Raw genomic sequence first — 19654 nt, forward strand, 5'->3', positions numbered from 1 at the left:
GCATCTCTGCCGGCTCTCCATTGCTAGGCACCCGGACGCAAGCCAACCGCTCTACGAGCGCGAGCTGGAAAATCGCGGGCGCCAAAACAGGGCGGCTGCAGAGCTATCGAGATTTGAGTGCGTGCGAACGGCGCGCCACAATATCAGATTCTGAACCAGCGCGCCGACGACCGACGCAATCGAAACTCCAATCGCTCCCGCAATCATGGCCAGCGGTGCAGCGATCATTACGCTGACGGCCACTGAAAACCCGTACGCGCGCGTTAGCGCTCGCTCGCCCCCGGACATGGACAAGAATACCCAGCCCACCCCAAAAAAACCATTCACGACTTGCGCGGCCGTCAATAACAATAGTGGAATCCACGAAGCCGCATATTGCGCCCCGAATAAATATACGATCAATGGCTTGCCCACTGCCGCAATCAAAAAGAACGCGGCAATTGACGGCAGGAACATCGCAACCGAAGCCAACAACATGATCTGCTGCAGCTTCTCAAAGTCTCTGTTGCTGTAGAATCTCGCTAGTGATGGAGCGAGCACCACGTTGAGAATCGAAATCGGCGTCGAGACTAAGATCACCGTGGAAAGAGCAACACGAAAATAGCCGACTTCCGCATCTATACTTAATGCGCCGAGCAGCAACAGACCGGACGTCGCATCAACCTGCTTCAAGAGATCGACTACAGTGAGTCTAAACGCTGGACGAATCCACCCACGCGGCGATGATTTCGTCCCCCGTCTAGCGGGCGATGGGATCGCGTTGCGAAGGCCGACAATTCCCAGGATCAGCGCGATCGCTGCCGCGACCACCATGATAGCAACTGCGAATGCGGGTGTGAGGGCCACTCCCGCGATAAGAACGCCGCAGAGAAGCACGACGGTCAATATCGGACGGACAAATGTCTCAAGCGACTGACCAATGACGATGTGGTCGAGCGCGCGGAGCGCCGCGCTGACAAATACTGTCAATGCAAACAGGGGGACGAGCATAGTCCCCGCCAGGTTCGGACTCACTGGACCTAAAAGCCCCGGAAACGAAATGCAGATGAGTCCCCAAAGTGCAGCCAGGGCCAAAGAAAAACAGAGGACAAGATTGAAGAACGCGTAAACATACCCGCGGAGCTCACGCCATCGCTGGTTCGCGAGAGCGATCGATATCTCCCTTGTTCCAACGGTATGTAATCCAAATTGCGCAACAACGCTCAATAGAAGCGCAATAGCCAGCACCAACCCGTAAGTGCCGAAGCCCCCGGGCCCCAGGATCCTGGCAACTTGCACGCCGAACGCGAAGGTAGCCAGCATGCCAAGAATTCGAAGCACGAGGCTCCATATGGTAGACCGGAGCAGAGCCCTCTGCTCGGAGGCAATGGCAAAGGCCAGCCGGGCAGTGTCCGCCGGCCATCGCGCACGTTTCAACATCGCGGCGCCATGATCAAACCTCGCCAACCCGCACTAGAATCGCGCGCTCCAGCCGTAGCATGATCAGCACGTTGAACAGTCTGCAAGACCGAGTCAGTGCGAGAATCCTTGGGGTGCGCCATGTTCCCGGTTTGCGGGGCGCGCGAGCCAAATGACGAACCCTGCGGCAAACATGATCAGGAGGGGTCTGGTGGCCGCGGTATATCTCGCCTCGGTATGCAGCCAAAGATGGATGGCGAACGGATAGAGCGCGACGGGCACAAGCAGCCATGGAAGCGGCGCCGTTCGCGGCCGCACGAGGGAAACGCCCATCCCGGCGAACCCGAGCAAGAACACGAGGAATGACGAAATCATCAGACCCGCGGAAACGGATGTCGGAAGCCCGCTGTACCTCTTGGTGACCCACAGCGCCCAGAGATTGTGAACGATATGACCGGCATAGTTCATCGGATCGGCGGAAATCCGTTGAATTGCTGCTCGCTTGAAGGCTTGCCCCGCGGCAATCCGCAATTTCACCGTTGGGTAGGCATGCGGATCGAAGGCGAGGATATTCTCCGGGGCGCCGATCTCGTGGTTGAGCTTGCGGACCGCGGGCGCCAAGCCGATTTCTTCCATGTGCCCGGTGATGCGCCCGCGCTCGAGCGCATCGATATCGTCCCAATCCAGCTGGTCCTGCCATGTCGAGAGATACAGGCTGGTGCCGACCGCTCCCGCCACGGGGACCGGTGTCAATCGACCGAAATTCACCTCGTTCCATATCGCATAAGGCAGCAGAAGTGCCCCGGCCGCGAGCGGCGGAAGAATTGCGAGCTTTGCGGCGGACAGCCAGCTTTCTCCTGCGCCCCTGTCCCGGATGAATAGAATGGCGGCCAGCAGAAGCGGCAACAGCAGAAGGTCGGTCCGGATCAGCGCGCCCGCGCCCGCGGCCATCCCCGCGAGCGCATATCGTCGCCAATCACGGCGAACCACCAGCAATGCCGCGGCCGTCGTTGCGGCGATCGCCCAGGCTTCGGTCAGCAGGTAAACCGAATAGAGCAGCGGGAACGGATAAAGCGCCGTCACCAAGACGAACAGCGCCCCGCCCGATCGAGGAAACATGGCCCTTTGGATCGCAAATATCGCGGCACAGAAAGCAACCAGCTGAAGCGCTACTACAGCAACAATCGGCAAACCCACGAGGTGAAGCAGCAACCATAAAATGATGGGGTAGCCGGGCGGTCTAAGTGCGTCCGGCTCGAATCCCGCAGCGGTGACCGTGCCGTATCGCCCTTGGTCCAGGTTCTGTGCAAGCAGCAGATAATGTTCGCTGTCGCCAATCTCCCAAGGCCGGAAATGGTACATCGCAAAGGCGGCTTCCGCCGCGATAATCAGCCACGCCAAAATCAAGATTCGCCGATCCGACGAGATCCGCTGAACCAGGTCGATAGCTTCCCTACGGATAAATTTTGGCATGACCCCCTCCGAGTTGCGGGAGACGGCCTGCCAGCTGGCGGCGTCCACTGGCACCAATTCGTAAGCCTCGTATAGTCGAACCGCAATGCGAAGTCGTTTTGGCGCGAATTGATGCCTGGTGCGTATCGATTGTTGGTGCTCGCGAGCAAGCCCATGGGGATGTCTCCGAGCCAACGTTACAGGCTTGAGCAATGGGCTCCATATCTTGAGGCCGATCACGGCCTGACGCTGGACTTTGCGCCATTCGAATCTCCCAGGTTTGCTTCCCTGCTGGCGCAGCCCGGGCGCACCGCGACGAAGGCATTGTTCGTTTTTCGCGATTATTTGCGGCGTGCGTCAGTGCTCGAGCGCTCGCGTCACTATGACGCCGTCGTGATTCACCGTGAAGCCGCACTTGTTGGACCGGCCATCTATGAGCGGTTGCTCGCCCGCACGGGCATTCCTCTCATCTATGATTTCGATGATGCGATCTGGTCGGCATCGCAGGCCATGCCCCACGGGTCACTTTCTCGACTCCACTGCTTCGCAAAAACGTCGACGATCTGCCGGATCGCCGACGCGTGTACGGCGGGCAACAGCTTTCTGGCCGACTATGCGATGGCGAGGAATCCCCACACTTTCATCGTTCCGACGAGCATCGAGCTGTCGAACTACCCGCTTGTCCCGGAACCTTCCGAAACCGGCAAGTTCATCGTTTGCTGGACCGGTTCGGCGACCACGCTGATTCACTTTGAACTTGCTCGGGGGGCGCTGGAACGGCTCGCCAAGCTGGTTCCCCTCGTGGTCAAAGTGATTTGCAGCCGCCCCCCGGATCGGCCGATCGCCGGAGCGGAGAACCGGTTCGTGCCCTGGTCCGCCGACGGAGAAGCCGAAGAAGTCGGTTCGTGTCATGTCGGAATCATGCCGTTGCCAGACGACGAGATCAGCCGCGGCAAGTGCGCAATGAAGGCGCTGCAATATATGGCGACGGGCCGGCCCGTCATCGTTTCTCCCGTCGGCGCGAATGTGGAGGTCGTGTCGGACGGCGTGAATGGGTTCCTCGCGGCGACCACCGAAGATTGGGTCGACCGCTTATTGGCCCTGCAGGCATCCGCGAAACTCCGAGCAAAACTCGGGCTAGCCGCTCGCCAAACGATCGGAGACAAGTTCTCGGCTCAGTTGTCCGCTGCGCGGTTTGCGACCGCGGTTCACTCGGTCTTGCGTAATCGCGCCAAGATAGCCGCTGGCACTGAGCGATAGAGTGCGGGCGGTTTCGCCTCGATCTCTTGATTCACGCGTTTCGGCGCATCCCATCTAGCGCGTGGCGGGACGTAGAAGCCCGGCGCCCCCGGGCTGGAGAAGCCAATTCTCGTAGGGCAGCCAGGGCCAGCTGTTATTGGCAAACATGAGCCAACCGATCAGCAATGCGAAAGAGATGACGACGAAGCTGAGCCGGAGGAAGGCACGCCCCGTCGCCGAAGGACTAAGCGACGGCAGCCCGGAATAGACGTACATCGCCAACGGCCAGAAATAGAGACCGAAGCGATACGCGCCGACAGACGAGATCAAGATCACCGGCAGATCGATGAGCGCTCCCCACGCCAGGCTCCGCATGAGTTGGTCATCGCCGAAAAGCGCGGTCCAGCGCTCCCGCAAGGCAAGATAAATGACGCCGGCAAGGGCGAGCGGTGCGACCTGGGCGATGGCGCCCGGAGCGCTCAGTTTGCTTTGAGCGCCGACATAGAGCCGCGAATAGGCGTCCATCGATACAGGGGCCATCCTGACCGCGACAAGGAAGATCAGCCCAACCACAACCACCCCAAAGACCCTGACGGGCACGGGCGCCTTGACCCCCAAAGCGACGAAGATGCCGATGAATATGGCGCTGAAATGAAACAGCGACGCTAGGGCGACCATCAGCACCCTCGAGGCAGTTTGCCGCTTCTCCCAAGTGGCGAATAAATAGTAGATGAGGCCGGTGGCGATCGCCTGGCGCGTGCCGCTCATCGCGAAGGCGACCACAAGCAGGGGAGTCGCAACGACAATTGCGAGCAAAGGGTCCGGACAGCGCCTGGCGACCGCGAAGAGGCCCCAACAAAAAACCAGGGCTGACGCGGCGTTGAGGAACAGGACCCCCAAGCCGGACCTCGCCGCCACCCAGCTCAAAAAGCCGTAGCCCGGTTCTCGAGCAGTCAGTACCTGCGCGAAGGTCTCAGCCTTCCTCGCGTCGTAGATGTAAATATAATTGTTCCAGTCCATGCCGACGTGGAACCGGAAGCCGACCATCAACCAGTAGAACGCAGCGACCAGCAGCAGCACGATTCCGGCTCTGCGAACGCCCGACAGGGTGAGGCATGCGGGTACGGCAAGCATCGCAAGATAAGGAAACACGACTGATTTCGCCCTACTCGAGGCTATCGCTAACCGGGTAGCAGGCGCGGTCTATGGGGGCGGCTGGCCCGCAAGTCGACCCGGCGCCTTGAACGTCATCGAGATCGCGGCTTGGGCGAGACATGGAAGGTCAGCCCACAGAATGCGGAACGCATCGGTCGCGCTTGGTCGCGCGCACGACGGCCGCTCTGCCTGTCCCGTTGTCGATAAAGCCGGCGAAGCTCACGTCCGCACCGCTCCGCTCGAACATCCGGGCAACCGTGCCGATCCGCTGCGGGTTGTCATATTCGGGCGAAAGCATGTCGAAGGTGTCGAGCACGACCCATTCGTGCAGCTGTCCGGGCGTCAGGCCCTTGGGCATCGTCGCAAGGTCGGGGATCGGGAGAAAGCGGGTCAGTGCGTGGAGCCCGGCGCCGTTCATGGCCTGCGAAAGATGCATCATCCAGCCCGCGTTCTTCTCGACCAGGCGATAGAGCCGCTGCTGGTCCATTCGCCGAGTCCACGGCCGGAGCAGATATTTGCCCGTGATCTTGGTCCAGAACCCGCGGAGGCAATAAAAGTCGACGACGATTTCGCCGCCGGGCTTGGCCTTCTGGACGAGACTTCGGACCGAGTCGTCGAAATCGGGCGTGTGCTGCAACACGCCGAGGCAGAACACCTTGTCGAACGAATTGTCCGGGAACGGCATGTCGTAGACGCTGGCCTGGAACAAATGGAAACGTCCGGGCGCGATCGCGCCGTTGTTTTCGAAATTGGCTTCGACCGCGGACGAATAGTCGACCGAATAGAGGTTGGCCCGCGTTCGCTGGAGCACGACCTGGCTGAAACGCCCCGCGCCGGAACCAACTTCGAGCACATCGAGCCCGGCGAGCGCCGACGGGTCCCACGCCGTTTCAGCGAAGAAGCGGCGTTCGCTCACCCCCGGCTCTGAGCCAGGCGGATCGAGCTGTGTCTCGCGGAACATGTTCCACTGTTTGCCGAAATTGCTGGTGTAATTGTCCGCTTCGCAGACGCGCGGGACGCCGCCGACAATCGGGAAGCGCTGGCCGTCTTCGTCGGACAGCCAGTCCCCGTCGCGCGACAGCGGCTTATCCGTTGCAGGATTGATGATCGCAACGCTCAATGCGGCCTCAGGCTGGAGCGGGTAGCGGGAATCGAACCCGCGCGTTCAGCTTGGGAAGCTGACAGGCTACCATTACATCATACCCGCTCGGGGCGGCGTCGATGTGGATTTTCGATCGGCGCGAGTCAACGGCCAGCGCCGGCGTTGGCCGGAGCACAATCGGAATTACCAGATCCGAACGCGCTCCTCCGGCGGCAGGTAGAGCTTGTCGCTCGGCTGGACCCCAAACGCCCCATACCACTCATCGACGTTGGGCAGAGGACCGTTGAGGCGGAAATAGGGCGGCGTATTGGACCCGGTGGCAATCTGATTGCGTAGCACGGTCGGCGAGAATTTGGCGCGCCACGATTGGGCGCGGCCGAGGAAGAAGCGCTGGTCTCCAGTCAAGCCATCAAGCACCGGCGCGTCGGCCCCGTTCAACGACGCATGATAGGCGTCGAGGGCAATCTGCGTGCCCAGGATATCCGGCATCGATTCGTTGATGAGCACATCGCCCTTCAGACGCAGTCCAGGCAGCGGTTCCTCGCGCGAATAGAGCGCGCTGATCTTCTTCCGAGCACTGTCGAAATGAGCGCGATCGGCGGCCGGCAGCCACGGTCCGAGGCGGCCCGACCCATCATAGTCGATGCCGGGCATCGTCACCGCGCCAGCAATCTGGGAGCCGATGATCGTCCCGATCGCGCCGTAATTGACGGCGTCATCGGCGTTGATGTCGAAGAATGGCGGCACCAGCATCGCCGCGGGAATGATCAGCGAGTTGGTGGTCGGAGTATAAGCGGGGATCTGCGCATAGAAAGGCACCAGCGACCATTTTGAGCGATCGACCGGTCCCTTCAGCAACGCGACCTGCTTACGCCACCTGTATGCGGCGGCCCGAGACGCATTGCCAAACAGGTCGTCGTCCTTGATCACCAGTCCCCGGTAATCGTCGAGCCGAACGGGGTAGCCAACGGAAATCTCCATCGCGGAGACCTTGGCGTGAGCGAGGCTCTTCCCTTCGGGGCTGAGCCATGAGCTGTGGAGCACGCGCCGGTCGAGCGCGTCCTTCATCAACAGCGACATGGCGAGCACCTTGGTCTTCACCTCGGGCGAGAAATAGCGCTTCACATATGCTGCGCTGATCGCGTCGCCGACGCTGTCCTCGATCAAATTGGTGATTTCGAGCTTGTAGGTCGGACTGGCGAGGATTCCGGGCAGGACCGTATCCGCGAAGTCCTTGTAGATCTGGTAGGTCGGCGCATCGAGACGGACCGCATTGACGATCGCCGCGCCGAACGCTTCCTTGGCCTGGAGCACGTCGAGCGGCGCCTTGGCATAGATCTTCGCGATCCCGCCGATGGCCTGCGGAACGTCGACCGCAATGCGCGCGTCGCTTGGCAGTTCGGCGCCCCTGAAGAAGGCTTGCCAATCGACTCCCGGCGCCTGGCGGCGAAGCTGCGCCAGCGTCACACGATGATAGGTATTAGCGCTGTTGCGCAGCTCTTCATGCGTCGAGCTTGCAGTCGCAATCCGGGTTTCAAGCGCGACGACCTGCTCGGCCTTGCGGTCCGGATCGGCCCAACCGATGTGGCGCAGCATCTTGGCCATCGCCGCCTGGTAGGTCGCCTTCAAATCCTTGAAGGCCGGATCGAGATAATATTCCCGCCCCGGCAGGATCAGTCCGGCCTGATTGATGTAGATCGCATAATGCGCAGGATCGATCTGATCCTGGACGATATTCACGCCATAGAAGCTGCGTCCGGGAATCAGCCGCGACTGGACGTAGCGCAGGGTGCCGGGGCCTTCGATCGCGCCCATCAGTCGGGCGAACTGCCTTTTGTCCTTGGCGGAGCGGATCGCATCCAGCGCCGGCCGGAGCGGCGCCAACCCCTTGCCGTTGACGACCTGCTCATCGGCCGAGCGATGAAAGGCCGCAAGCAGCGCCTCGACGCGGTCCTGATTGGCCGCGCTCCCGTTGTCGAGGGTGGCCATCATGTCGTCGATCCGGGTCGTGCCTTCCACCCTGACGTCACGCCAGTAGGCCGAAACAGCCTGACCCGGCTTGAGCTCAGTGCGCCTGAACCAGCCGCCGTTCTGGTACATGGCGAAATCGTCGCCCGGACGAACCGCCCGGTCCTGGTCCGATAGGTCGATACCCCAGGCGCCATGCATCGGGGCGGAGCGCGGCGCCGGCGCTTGCGCGACGGCCGGGGAATTCAGGACGAAAAGGAGGCTAAGGATCGCGGCGCTACGCTGGAACATCGGACCTCGTTCCCTGGTGGATGTGAGGCTCCAAGTAAAATCCGATCGTGGCTTTCGCTCAATAGCCAGTTTCGCTCATCTGGGGGTGTCCAATTTGTCGCCTTGCGCCGCCCTCACCCGCCCGTGACGGACATGTGACGCTCGACCGCCGGCGTCGCCGCCGCGATGTCGAAGCGGTGGCGCTGCGGTTTGCCGGCGATCAGCATATCGAGCGCGGCTTCCGCACCGCCGACGTCGCCTGTTCGCAGCAAGCCCCTGAGCTCGACCTTCTGGTCGTGGCCGAGGCAGCCGTAAACCGTCCCCGTCGCCGTCACCCGGATGCGGTTGCAGCCGGCGCAGAAATTGTCGCTGATCGGGGTGATCAGCCCGAGCCTGACGCCCAGCTCAGCAATGTCGAAATAGCGCGCCGGCCCTCCGCTCCGCGCGAGCGACGGCACCAGCCTGTAGCGCGTTTCCAACTCCTCCTTGACCCGATCGAGCGGCAGATAATGTGCGGTCCGCTCCTCCTCCACCTCACCGAGCGGCATGGTCTCGATCAGCGTCAAATCGAAGCCCTCGCCCGCGCACCACCGCAGCATCGGCTCGATCGCGTCCTCGTTGAGCCCCTTGAGCGCGACCATGTTGATCTTGACGCGCAGCCCCGCCGCCTTGGCCGCCGCGATCCCCGCGAGCACCCGGTCGAGCCGTCCGCGCCGCGTAATGTGCGCGAACTTTCCCGCATCGAGGCTGTCGAGGCTGACGTTCACCCGCCGCACGCCGCTCGCGAACAGCCGTTCCGCCGCGCCGGCGAGCTGGCTCCCGTTAGTGGTCAGCGTCAACTCTTCGAGCCCGCGCCCTATCCGCCGGCCGAGGCGCGCCACGAGGTCGAGGATTCCGCGACGGACCAACGGTTCGCCGCCCGTCAGCCTGAGCTTGGTGACGCCGCGCCCGACCAGCAGGTCGACCAGCGTCTCGATCTCGCCAAAGCTCAGCAGCTGCTCGCTCGGCAGGAAGGTCATTTCCTCGCCCATGCAATAACGGCAGCGGAAGTCGCAGCGGTCGGTGACCGACAGCCGGACGTAGCTGATCCGCCGTCCGAATCCGTCGACTAGAAAATCTAACATACCCGCTTTGTATAGCGTCCGGGCCTCCAGGGCGCGAGACGTCTGCGATTGTTGGTGATTGGCTACCGAACGACCGCCATTCCGGATATGGCGGGGTTCGCTGAAACATGCGGAGATCGGGGGTTGCCGCAAGTCTTCGTCTCATATGCGCGTTCCGACAAGCGGCAAACCACGAAGCTCGTCGCTGTCCTGCGCAAGCTCGGCTTCGAGCCGTGGTGGGACGACGACATACCCGCCGGCGCAAGCTGGGAACAAAGCATCGAGCGGGCTTTGGCTGACGCCAAAGCCGTGATCGTCTGCTGGTCGCCAGCCTCGGTCGCCAGCGAAAACGTCCGGTCCGAAGCGCGGGTTGCTCGCGCCCGCGGTCGTCTCGTCCAGCTCTTCCTCGAACCATGCGAACCCCCGCTCTTCTTTGGTGAACGCCAAGGTCTCGATCTCAGCGACTGGAGCGGATCGTTGCGCGATCCGCGCATCGAACGGCTCAAGCAGGCTCTCACCGCTGCGGTCGCCGGCCAACCGCTCGATCAGCCACTCGCATCGAGACCTCGAAGACGACTGCGCGTCCACCGTCGAATCCTCGGCGGGGCCTTGGCCGCGCTGGCGGCTATCGCGCTCGCCGGGTGGTGGTGGACGCAATCAGCGGCGTCCGCATCGCCGTCGCGCGTTGCAGTGCAGCCGATCAAGACGCTCGGAGCCGATTTGGCGGTCGCAGACAGCCTCACCGACCAGATCACGACGTCACTAAATGACGGGCATATCCCGACGATCAGCCGAACCGATAGCGAAGCGCTGACTGGCGCCGATGCGGAAGGCAAGCTCAAATCGCTCGGCGTCGGCTACACGGTGAGCGGGACGGTCGAGCGCTCAGGCACTAATCTCCATGCGCGGCTGCACCTCGATGACCGCGTTCGGCACGAAAGCCTGTGGAGCTACGAAGCGAGCGGCACTACCGACGATCCGACAACGCTCAACTCATCGATCGCTCGAAGCATGGCCGGAGTGATCAGCTGCGCGTACCGGGCGCTCGGCCCCGGCGGCTTGACCGACACGGAACTCCTGTCGCGCTATCTTCGAGTATGCGATCTTTTCGTCAATCACCAGGACGCTCAGGATTTCAAATCGACGTTCGAGCTCTTCGACGACCTTCGCCTCATCATGTCGAAGGCGCCGAACTTCGCTCCCGCCTTCTCGGATTTCGCGAAATTCGGAGCCTATCTCGCTCCTCTGCTGCCGCCCGACCAAGCTTCGGGGATTCGCGCCGAAGCTGCGCGAGCCTCAAAGCGGGCGCTTGAACTCGATCCCCATGCCGCCGACGCCTACGTCGCGCAGGAGATGATGCTCGCCCCGACCGATTGGGCCAAGCGCGAAGCGCTTCTTCGAAAGGCTGTCTCGGTCGATCCCAAATGGCCGCACAGCAACGGCTTCTTGGCAATGTTTCTCACTGAAACCGGACGCATGCGGGAATCGGCGATCTACGGACAGCGGGCAGCAGCAGCCGATCTCCAGATCGACTGGAAGCCGTTCGGCGCCAAGATGGCCTGCGACGCCATGCAAACCGATAGTCCGATTACGGAGCTTCGCCAGCGGCTGTCCAACGCGCCGGCCGACGCGGAGAGCAAATGGGCACTGCGATGGTGTCTTCTGGATGCGGGAAGGGTCCGCGAAGCCCAGACGATGGACCGGCCTTCGGAGAGTCTTGCCCTTGGCGAGCTCCGCGCGGCCGCTGAGAAGGCCCTGGCTTCGGGCAGTCCGGCCGATCGCCAAAGGGTCCGGCAAATCGGGGAGAAGCTGCCCACCGATGCGTCGGCGGCTCACTTCGTGATTCCATGGAGCGCGGCAGCGGGTGATGTCGACACGGCCTTTCGCTTCGCCGAAACTCAATCGCCCGGATATCCGATGACCGGGATCATCGACTTCCTGTTCATTCCACAAACCGAATCGATGCGCGGCGATCCAAGGTTCTTCGCCTTGGCGAAGCGATATCGGCTCGCGCAGTTCTGGCAATCGACCGGCCGCTGGCCAGACTTCTGCGGCGGACCACGACTGCGCGTCTGTCAGTCAGCCGTTGCGGCGCAACTCGCGCAGCGCTAGATTCCTCCGGCCACCGGTTCGTATCCCTCCTCGCGCAGCCGCCGCGCGAGCTCCTCGCCGGTGCGCTTGGCCAGCTCGCCGTCTTCCGAGCGAATCACGAAATTGGCGCCGTAGCGGCCCTCGCGAAAGAAGGGATAGCTGCCGATGGCCACACCGGGGTTCGCCGCCTCGGTTTCACGCAGCAGATCGGCGACGTCGCTCTCCGGTGCTCGTGCGCCGACCGTCACCGACACCACTGGCCGGCCGCCCTCGAGCTTGCCGGCCAGCGCTTCGAGCATGCTCGCCGCAATGTACGGCACCCCGGCGAGGATATAGACATTGCCCATCTTGACGCCCGGCGCGCCCGAGCTCGGGTTGGGGATCAGCTCGGCGCCTTGCGGCACCCGCGCCATCCGCAGCCGCGCGTCGGTCAGCCCGCCCGGTCGGTCGCGATAATAATCCTCGAGGATCCTCCGCGCGTCGGGATGCACCACGACCGGAACCCCGAACGCCGCCGCCATCGCATCGACGGTGATATCGTCGTGGGTCGGCCCGATCCCCCCGGTCGTGAACAGATAATCGTGCGCCGCGCGGAGAGCGTTGACCGTCTCCGCGATGCGATTCAGGTCGTCCGGCACGATCCGCACCTCGGCGAGGCGGATCCCGTGCTGGTTGAGCCAGACCGCGACCTGAGCGACATTCAGGTCCTGCGTTCGGCCCGACAGGATCTCGTCTCCGATCACGACCAGCGCGGCGGTCCACTGCCTCGACTCAGCCTCCAACCACGCTCTCCCAATCGACTTCGCCCGGCGCAGTGCCTATCTTGGGCGCATGACTCAATACATCACCGTAGCGCCCGACGACCGCGTGGAAGCCAAGAACGGCATCATCAAGCTCCACGGCCCCGAGGGCTTTGCCGGCATGCGCCGCGCCGGGCGCCTCGCCGCCGAGATTCTCGATGCTTTGGCTCCGCACGTCGTGCCCGGCGTCACCACCCAGCAGCTCGACGACATCGTCCACCAGATGACGCTCGACGCAGGCGGCTTCCCGGCGACGCTCGGCTATCGCGGCTACACCAAGAGCTCCTGCATCTCGATCAACCATGTCGTGTGTCATGGCATCCCCGGTGACAAGGCGCTCAAGGACGGCGACATCGTCAATATCGACGTGACGCCGATCCTCGAGGGCTGGCACGGCGATTCGAGCCGCATGTACCTCGTCGGCGACGTGCCGCTGCGCGCGCGCAAGCTCGTCGACGTCACCTACGAATGCCTGATGCTCGGGCTCGAACAGGCGAAGCCCGGCAACCATCTCGGCGATATCGCCAACGCCATCCAGCGCCATGCCGAAGGCAAGCGCTACAGCGTCGTTCGCGATTTCTGCGGCCACGGCGTCGGACGCGTGTTCCACGACAGCCCCGAAGTCGTCCACGCCGGACGTCCCGGCACCGGGCCCGAGCTCAAGCCCCGCATGATCTTCACCGTCGAGCCGATGATCAACCTCGGGCGCGCCGACGTGAAAGTACTCGACGACGGCTGGACGGCGGTCACCCGCGACCGCTCGCTCTCGGCCCAGTTCGAACATTCGATCGGGATCACCGATAGCGGCTGCGAAGTCTTCACCAAGAGCCCGGCGGGCTTGGACAAGCCGCCCTACTGAAGCTGCCGATTCACCGGTGGTTCAGTCCCGCTCCGATTGAATGCCCGTTCTGCCGTGGCTCAAAGGGGAGGGTCGCCGTGCTTCGAAAAACGTGTGAGCGCAAGCAAGCTTCGGGTCGCCGTTTCGCGGTCGCTTTGGCGCCGTTCGCGCTGCTCCTGTGCGCGCCGCCGGTGCCCGCTCTTGCCGAAGGGCTGATCGTGTTCGGTTCGAGTGACGCTGGTGGCGGAACTAATGCTTATGAGACCGTCATCGATCTCGCCAGCGGCCACCAGCGCACGACTCAAATCCACGGCCAATCGTCTGATGAGCGCGGCTACGACGGTCAGCTTTGGAACTACGTCAACGGCTCACGCAACATCATCGACATGCCATCGGAGTTCGCCGACCGACAGGCGGAACGGTGGATCAACCAGCGCGCCTGGGCGACGTTCGGCCGCCCCGGCGAATCAACTCGGCACGTCACGCCGCCGGGAGCGAGCGCGGTCGACCTGACGTTCGATCCGTCAACGCATCGCGTCAGCACCGCGACGATCCAAAGCGATTATGGCCCGGTCATCGTCAAGTTCAGCGACTGGCGCCCGGTCGGCAAATATGTCTTCCCCTTCCGCCAGGAGAGGACTGGCGATCTCGACGGCCCCGGGGTCGACGTCGCCCAATCCGTTCGGTTGGTCGACCGCGTCGATCCGCGATTGCTGGCCAGGCCGGCCGAACCGATCCTGCCGCCTTTGGGAGGGGCCGTAACCGTTCCGTTCAAGTCGGTCGGTCGGCTGAAGAATCACACTTTGGTCTCCGCGAGCATCAACGGGACGCCGGCCGAGTTCATCTTCGATACCGGCGCGGCCAACATCCTGACGATCGACGGAGCCAAGCGTTTCGGCATCGCCTCGGCTGGAGGAATCAACATCGGCGGCGTCGGCGAAGGCACGGACAATGGCGGTTTCGGAATGGTCGACCGGATCAGCATCGGCCCGGCGACGCTCGAGGACCAATCTTTCATCATCATTCCTTCGCCCTTCCCGCCGACCAACGGCAAGCCGTCCGACACGGCAGGCCTCTTGGGCTATGAGTTCCTCGCTCATTTCGTGACCACCATCGATTACCGCGCCGAGACGATGACGTTCCGCGACGCGGTCGCGGCAGACCAGCGAGGCGTGCGGCTGCCCTTCGTCTCGGACGGCCATGCGATCGCGGTCACCGCCAGCGTGAACGGAAAGCCGGTTTCGGTCAGGTTCGACACCGGCGATGGCGGCAACCTCAGCCTGTTTCCGGCCTATGTCGCCGCGTCAGGCATCGATGCGGGCACCGGCGAGATCCGGACCAACGGCGGCGGTGCCGGCGGTGCGGTCAAGTCGAAGGCTGGCAGGGTCGATCATTTCACGCTAGCCGGCGTCGATTTCCCCAACCTGCCGGCGGAATTCAGCCAGAACAGCCGCGGCGCTTTTGCCTCACGCCACCTCGCCGGCAACCTTGGAGCGGGAGTGATCCGCTGCTTCCGCATCACCTTCGACTATCGTCACCACCAGCTCTGGCTCGAACCTCAGCTCGACACCCCGCAATGCGCCGCCGCGCCGAAACCGAGCGCCTGAGCGCCGAGCTTCGCAACCGCGACGGCTCCACAATGAATCGGCCGTTCGTCGGCCCGTCGAAAAGTCATGTTGCGCGCCCGGCGCCGTATTACTAACCCAATACGGCCGCACCGGGGGGAATCGCGCATGCTCGAAATTGCCAATCTGTCGCACACCTATGCCAATGGCACCGTCGCGCTCGACGACGTGAGCCTGTCGATCCCCAAAGGCATGTACGGCCTGCTCGGCCCCAACGGCGCGGGCAAGTCGACGCTGATGCGCGCTGTGGCGACGCTGCAGGCGCCGACCGCGGGCTCGATCCGCTTCGGCGACATCGACGTCCTTGCCGAACCCGACCGGCTCCGCCGCACGCTCGGCTATTTGCCTCAGGATTTCGGCGTCTATCCCCGCGTCTCGGCTTACGCGATGCTCGAGCAACTGGCGGTCCTCAAGGGCATCACTAGTGCCGCCGACCGTCGGTCGGTGGTCGAGACCCTGCTCGAGCAGACCAACCTGTGGGCGGTTCGCAACAAATCCATCGCCGGTTTCTCCGGCGGCATGCTCCAGCGCTTCGGCATCGCCCAGGCGCTGATCGGCAATCCCGAGCTGATCATCGTCGACGAGCCGACCGCCGGCCTCGACCCGGAAGAGCGCAACCGCTTCCTCAACCTGCTCGCCGGGATCGGCGACAATGTCGTCGTGATCCTTTCGACCCATATCGTCGACGACGTCGCCGACCTCTGCCCGCGCATGGCGGTGCTGGCGAACGGGCGCGTCCAGCTTGAAGGCAGGCCCGCGGACCTGGTCGCCGCGACCCGCGGAAGGATCTGGACCAGGACCGTCGACCGGTCCGAGCTCGATAGCTACCAGGCGAGCCACGAGATCATCTCGACGCGCCTGTTCGCCGGCCGTTCGGTGATCCACGTCTTGTCTGACATACAGCCGAAAGGTTTCGACCCGGTCGAAGGCGGGCTCGAGGACGTCTATTTCTCGACGCTCTCCACGCTCCGCCGCGCCGCCTGAGGAGTAGGTCCATGCTCTTCGGCATCACCAGTTTCGAAATTCGCTACCAGCTGCGCAACCCGGTCTTCTGGGTCGCCGTCGCGATCTTCTTCCTGATGGGCTTCGGGCTCACCGCGAGCGAGAATGTCAGTGTCGGCACGCCCGGCGGCGTGCACGAGAATGCGCCCAATGCGATTGCCATCGCAACGGCGATCTTCTCGCTGTTCTACGTCTTCGTCGTGACTGCCTTCGTCGCCAATGCGATCGTCCGCGACGACGCCAGCGGATTCGCGCCGATCGTCCGCGCAACGTCCGTCACCGCCCGTCAGATCGTCATCGGACGATTCGTCGGCGGTCTGATCATCGCCTGGCTCGGCTATCTCGCGCTCCCGGTCGGTATGTGGGCGGGCTCGATCATGCCCTGGGTCGATCCGGAGACGGTCGGCCCGCAAGTCTTTTCCTATTACGCGTGGCCGTTCCTGGTCTTCGCGATCCCGAACATCTTCCTGATCTGCGCAGTGCTGTTCGCGCTTGCGACCCTACTGCGCTCGATGATGGCGGCCTATGTCGGGGCGATCGTGGTGGTGATGGGCTATCTCATCACCAGCAGCCTCCTTGGCCAGAAGATCGAATATCGAGAGACCGCCGCCCGCGGGGAACCGCTCGGTACCGGCGCGCTTTCGGAAGCGACCCGCTATTGGACGCAAAGCGAGTTGAACGGCAGGCTTGTCGACCTCGCCGGGACGATGCTGTTCAACCGCGTGCTTGCGATCGTGCTCGGCCTGCTGTTCCTCGGCGTGACCCTGTGGCGCTATTCGCTGACCGAGCGGGCACCGTCCCGCTTCCGCCTGCGCAGGCTGGCGAAACGGCAGGGGCGCGAAGCTCAGCTTGCCGCGGCGCCCGCCGAGCTCGGCGGCGGAAGGGTCGTCGCCCGCGAGGCCCGGCCGTCTCGCGCCGTGCAGTTCATGACCCGGTTGCGGGTTGAGGTCCGGCAGGTCCTCACCAGTCCGGGACTGATCGTTCTCGCGCTCCTGGCGGTCACCTTCACCGCGGTTGTGTTGTGGGTTTCGCGGTCAGCCTATGGAACCCCCGACCATCCGACCGTCGCTGCAACCATCAGCGGGGTGATGGGCGGCTCGGGGCTTTTCCTGGTGATGATCGCGGCCTTCTACGGCGGCGAGCTGGTGTGGCGCGAACGCGACCGCAAGATGAACGAGCTCATCGACTCCACCGCGGTTCCGGGCTGGGTCATGACCGTCCCGAAGGTGCTCGCGATCTTCCTCATCCTGCTGATGGTCAATCTCGCCGCGGCACTGACCGGCATGGTCTATGAGGTTGTGGAAGGCGCCCGTACGCTCGGCATCCCGGACTATTTCGCCTGGTTCATTCTGCCCGCGGCCGTCGATGGATTGCTCATCGCCATCCTCGCCGTGTTCATTCAGGTCCTCAGCCCCAACAAATATGTCGGATGGGGCGTCCTGTTCGTCTGGTTCGTCCTCGGCATTTTCCTGGGCAACCTCGGCTATGGCAATCCGCTCTACAATTACGGGCGTTCGCCCAACGTGCCCTTGAGCGATTTCGTCGGTGAAGGGAGTTTCTGGAAGGGCGCGGCGATCTTCCAGTTCTACTGGTTCTGTTTCGCCATCATCCTTGCCGTGCTTGCCCACCTGTTGTGGCCGCGCGGCACCGATCTCGCGCTTCGCGGCCGGTTCCTCCGCATGACCCAGCGGTTCAGCGTGCCGGTGCTCGCGATCGTCGGGCTTGCAACGCTCGGAATGGGCGTCAGCGGCGCCTATGCCTACTACAACATCAAGGTCCTCAACCGTTACGTGACGTCGGACGACGCCGAGAAATTCCAGGCGGCCTACGAGCGGAAATATCTAAAATATGAGAAGCTGCCGCAGCCGGCGGTCACCAACGTGGTGTTCAACGCGCAGCTCTTCCCCAGGCAACGGATGCTCCTCACCGATGGACGCTACGACCTTGTCAACAAGACCGAAGCGCCGATCCGTGAAATCCACATCCGTTCTGGCGACCGCGACATCGAATTCCTGAACCTCGATGTCGCCGGCGCGCGGCTGGTCTCCGACGACAAGCCGTTCGGCTACCGCATCTACCGTTTCGATACCCCGCTCGCACCGGGCGCCACCAGCACGCTCACCTTCCGCTCGCGGCTATGGCGGCGGGGCTTCCGCGCCTTCAATCCAGCCACCGACGTACTCGAGAACGGCACCTTCACGAACAACACCGATTTCGCCCCGATCATCGGGATGAGCCGCCAGGGGCTGCTCAGCGACCGTTCCAAGCGCCGCCGCCAGGGCCTCCCGCCGGAGCTGCGCCCGGCCAGGCTCGAAGACATGTCCGCGACCGCGCGCAATTATGTCGACGCCGATTGGGTCACCTCGGACATCACGCTGACCACCGACGCCGGGCAGACGCCGATCGCGCCGGGCAGCCGCGTGTCCGACGTGACCCGCAACGGACGGCGGACCGCGCATTTCGTCAGCACCGCGCCGATCCTCAACTTCTTCTCGATGCAGTCGGCGAATTATCGCGTGACCTCGACCATGCACAACGGTCTCAACCTGTCAGTCTATTACCATGACGGCCACGACTGGAACGTGGCCAAGATGCTGCGCGCCATGGCGACCGCGCTCGATTACTACCGGGCGCATTTCGGGCCGTACCAATTCGACTATGCGCGCATCGTCGAGTTCCCCGGCTATTCGAGTTTCGCCCAGGCGTTCGCCGGGACCATGCCTTATTCGGAATCGATCGGCTTCAACGCCAAGACCGACGACCCCGAGAAGATCGACTTCACGACCTATGTGGTCGCGCACGAAATGGCGCATCAATATTGGGCGCACCAGGTGATCGGCGCGACCATGCAGGGCGGGACGATGACCAGCGAGACGCTCGCCCAATATTCCGCGCTGATGGTGATGAAGCACCTCTACGGGCCGGACAAGATCCGCCGCTTCCTCAAATATGAGCTCGATGCCTACCTCCGCAGCCGCCAAGGGGAGGTCGTCGAGGAAGTGCCGCTCGAGCGCGTCGAGAACCAGGCCTACATCCATTACCGCAAGGGCGCGCTGGTCATGTATTTGCTGCAGGAGCGGCTCGGTGAGGATGCGGTCGACCGCGCGCTCGCCCGCTTCGATGCCCGCTTCCGCTTCAAGGGCCCACCTTACCTCCGCTCGCTCGACCTGATCGACGAGTTCAAGAAAGAGGCGAAGACGCCCGAGCAGCGGCAGCTGATCACCGACCTGTTCGAGCGGATCACGCTCTACGACCTCAAGGTCAAGAACGCGTCGACGAAACGGGACGCGACCGGCTGGACGACGACGCTCACCATCGCCGCGGACAAGTTCTACGCCGGCGGGAAGGGCGCGGAAACCAGGGCCAGGCTCGCCGAGCCGATCGAGGTCGGCCTGTTCACCGCCCGGCCGGGCCTCGGCGCCTTCTCCTCGAAGGACGTGGTGATGATGGAGCGCCGGCCGCTCCACAACGGCGACCAGCGGATCGTCCTGCATAGCGCGAAGAAACCGGCCTTCGCCGGCGTCGACCCCTATAATTTCTACATCGACCGCAACAGCGACGACAATGTGAAGGACATCACCGCGGGCTGAGCCGTGCCGATTCGCCGTTCG

The 19654-nt window shown here is 63.3% G+C and carries 13 protein-coding genes and 1 tRNA gene; 6 read left to right on the forward strand and 8 right to left on the reverse strand.

The window, feature by feature from the left end; genetic code table 11:
* Positions 1–51: 51 nt before the first annotated feature.
* Together ACJ8FR_RS12500 and ACJ8FR_RS12505 are read right to left on the reverse strand one after the other, a co-directional pair.
* Positions 52–1419, reverse strand: coding sequence for an oligosaccharide flippase family protein (locus ACJ8FR_RS12500; protein ID WP_407828963.1), 1368 nt, complete (start codon positions 1417–1419; stop codon positions 52–54).
* A 93-nt stretch (positions 1420–1512) separates the two neighbouring features.
* Positions 1513–2919, reverse strand: coding sequence for a hypothetical protein (locus tag ACJ8FR_RS12505; protein ID WP_407828964.1), 1407 nt, complete (start codon positions 2917–2919; stop codon positions 1513–1515).
* A gap of 63 nt (positions 2920–2982) precedes the next feature.
* Here ACJ8FR_RS12505 and ACJ8FR_RS12510 point away from each other — a divergent pair, with 63 nt between their 5' ends.
* Positions 2983–4110: a glycosyltransferase family 4 protein gene (locus ACJ8FR_RS12510; RefSeq protein WP_407828965.1), complete on the forward strand. Its 1128-nt coding sequence runs from the start codon at positions 2983–2985 to the stop codon at positions 4108–4110.
* 54 nt (positions 4111–4164) lie between these two features.
* Here ACJ8FR_RS12510 and ACJ8FR_RS12515 read toward each other — a convergent pair whose 3' ends face one another.
* From ACJ8FR_RS12515 to moaA, 5 genes are all read right to left on the reverse strand, one after another.
* Positions 4165–5241, reverse strand: coding sequence for an EpsG family protein (locus ACJ8FR_RS12515; RefSeq protein WP_407828966.1), 1077 nt, complete (start codon positions 5239–5241; stop codon positions 4165–4167).
* A 130-nt stretch (positions 5242–5371) separates the two neighbouring features.
* Entirely contained in the window at positions 5372–6364 is a 993-nt protein-coding gene (locus ACJ8FR_RS12520; protein WP_407828967.1) for a class I SAM-dependent methyltransferase, read from the reverse strand.
* A 13-nt stretch (positions 6365–6377) separates the two neighbouring features.
* Positions 6378–6451 (reverse strand) — tRNA-Gly (locus ACJ8FR_RS12525).
* Between the two features lie 78 nt (positions 6452–6529).
* Positions 6530–8605: a M13-type metalloendopeptidase gene (locus tag ACJ8FR_RS12530; protein ID WP_407828968.1), complete on the reverse strand. Its 2076-nt coding sequence runs from the start codon at positions 8603–8605 to the stop codon at positions 6530–6532.
* A 113-nt stretch (positions 8606–8718) separates the two neighbouring features.
* A complete protein-coding gene (gene moaA / locus ACJ8FR_RS12535; protein WP_407828969.1) occupies positions 8719–9708 on the reverse strand; it encodes a GTP 3',8-cyclase MoaA in 990 nt (329 codons plus the stop codon).
* A gap of 123 nt (positions 9709–9831) precedes the next feature.
* On the opposite strand from moaA, the gene ACJ8FR_RS12540 reads away from it, so the two are divergent.
* Positions 9832–11799, forward strand: a complete 1968-nt coding sequence (locus ACJ8FR_RS12540) for a TIR domain-containing protein (RefSeq protein WP_407828970.1) — start codon at positions 9832–9834, stop codon at positions 11797–11799.
* On the opposite strand, the gene ACJ8FR_RS12545 is transcribed toward ACJ8FR_RS12540, so the two are convergent.
* Complete coding sequence (locus ACJ8FR_RS12545) at positions 11796–12560, reverse strand: competence/damage-inducible protein A (protein WP_407828971.1); 765 nt, start codon at positions 12558–12560, stop codon at positions 11796–11798. The two genes, ACJ8FR_RS12540 and ACJ8FR_RS12545, sit on opposite strands and share 4 nt — an antisense overlap.
* Before the next feature lie 49 nt (positions 12561–12609).
* On the opposite strand from ACJ8FR_RS12545, the gene map reads away from it, so the two are divergent.
* The 4 genes from map (at position 12610) to ACJ8FR_RS12565 (ending at position 19633) form a co-directional block, all read left to right on the forward strand.
* Positions 12610–13437: a type I methionyl aminopeptidase gene (gene map / locus ACJ8FR_RS12550; protein WP_407828972.1), complete on the forward strand. Its 828-nt coding sequence runs from the start codon at positions 12610–12612 to the stop codon at positions 13435–13437.
* Between the two features lie 77 nt (positions 13438–13514).
* Entirely contained in the window at positions 13515–15023 is a 1509-nt protein-coding gene (locus ACJ8FR_RS12555) for an aspartyl protease family protein (RefSeq protein WP_407828973.1), read from the forward strand.
* A gap of 126 nt (positions 15024–15149) precedes the next feature.
* On the forward strand, positions 15150–16025 hold the full coding sequence (locus ACJ8FR_RS12560) for an ABC transporter ATP-binding protein (RefSeq protein WP_407828974.1): 876 nt from the start codon (positions 15150–15152) through the stop codon (positions 16023–16025).
* Between the two features lie 11 nt (positions 16026–16036).
* Positions 16037–19633, forward strand: coding sequence for a M1 family aminopeptidase (locus ACJ8FR_RS12565; RefSeq protein ID WP_407828975.1), 3597 nt, complete (start codon positions 16037–16039; stop codon positions 19631–19633).
* Positions 19634–19654: the final 21 nt, after the last annotated feature.

Origin of the sequence: Sphingomonas sp. (assembly GCF_045810705.1) — a bacterium.
In the GTDB taxonomy this organism is placed as follows: domain Bacteria; phylum Pseudomonadota; class Alphaproteobacteria; order Sphingomonadales; family Sphingomonadaceae; genus Sphingomicrobium.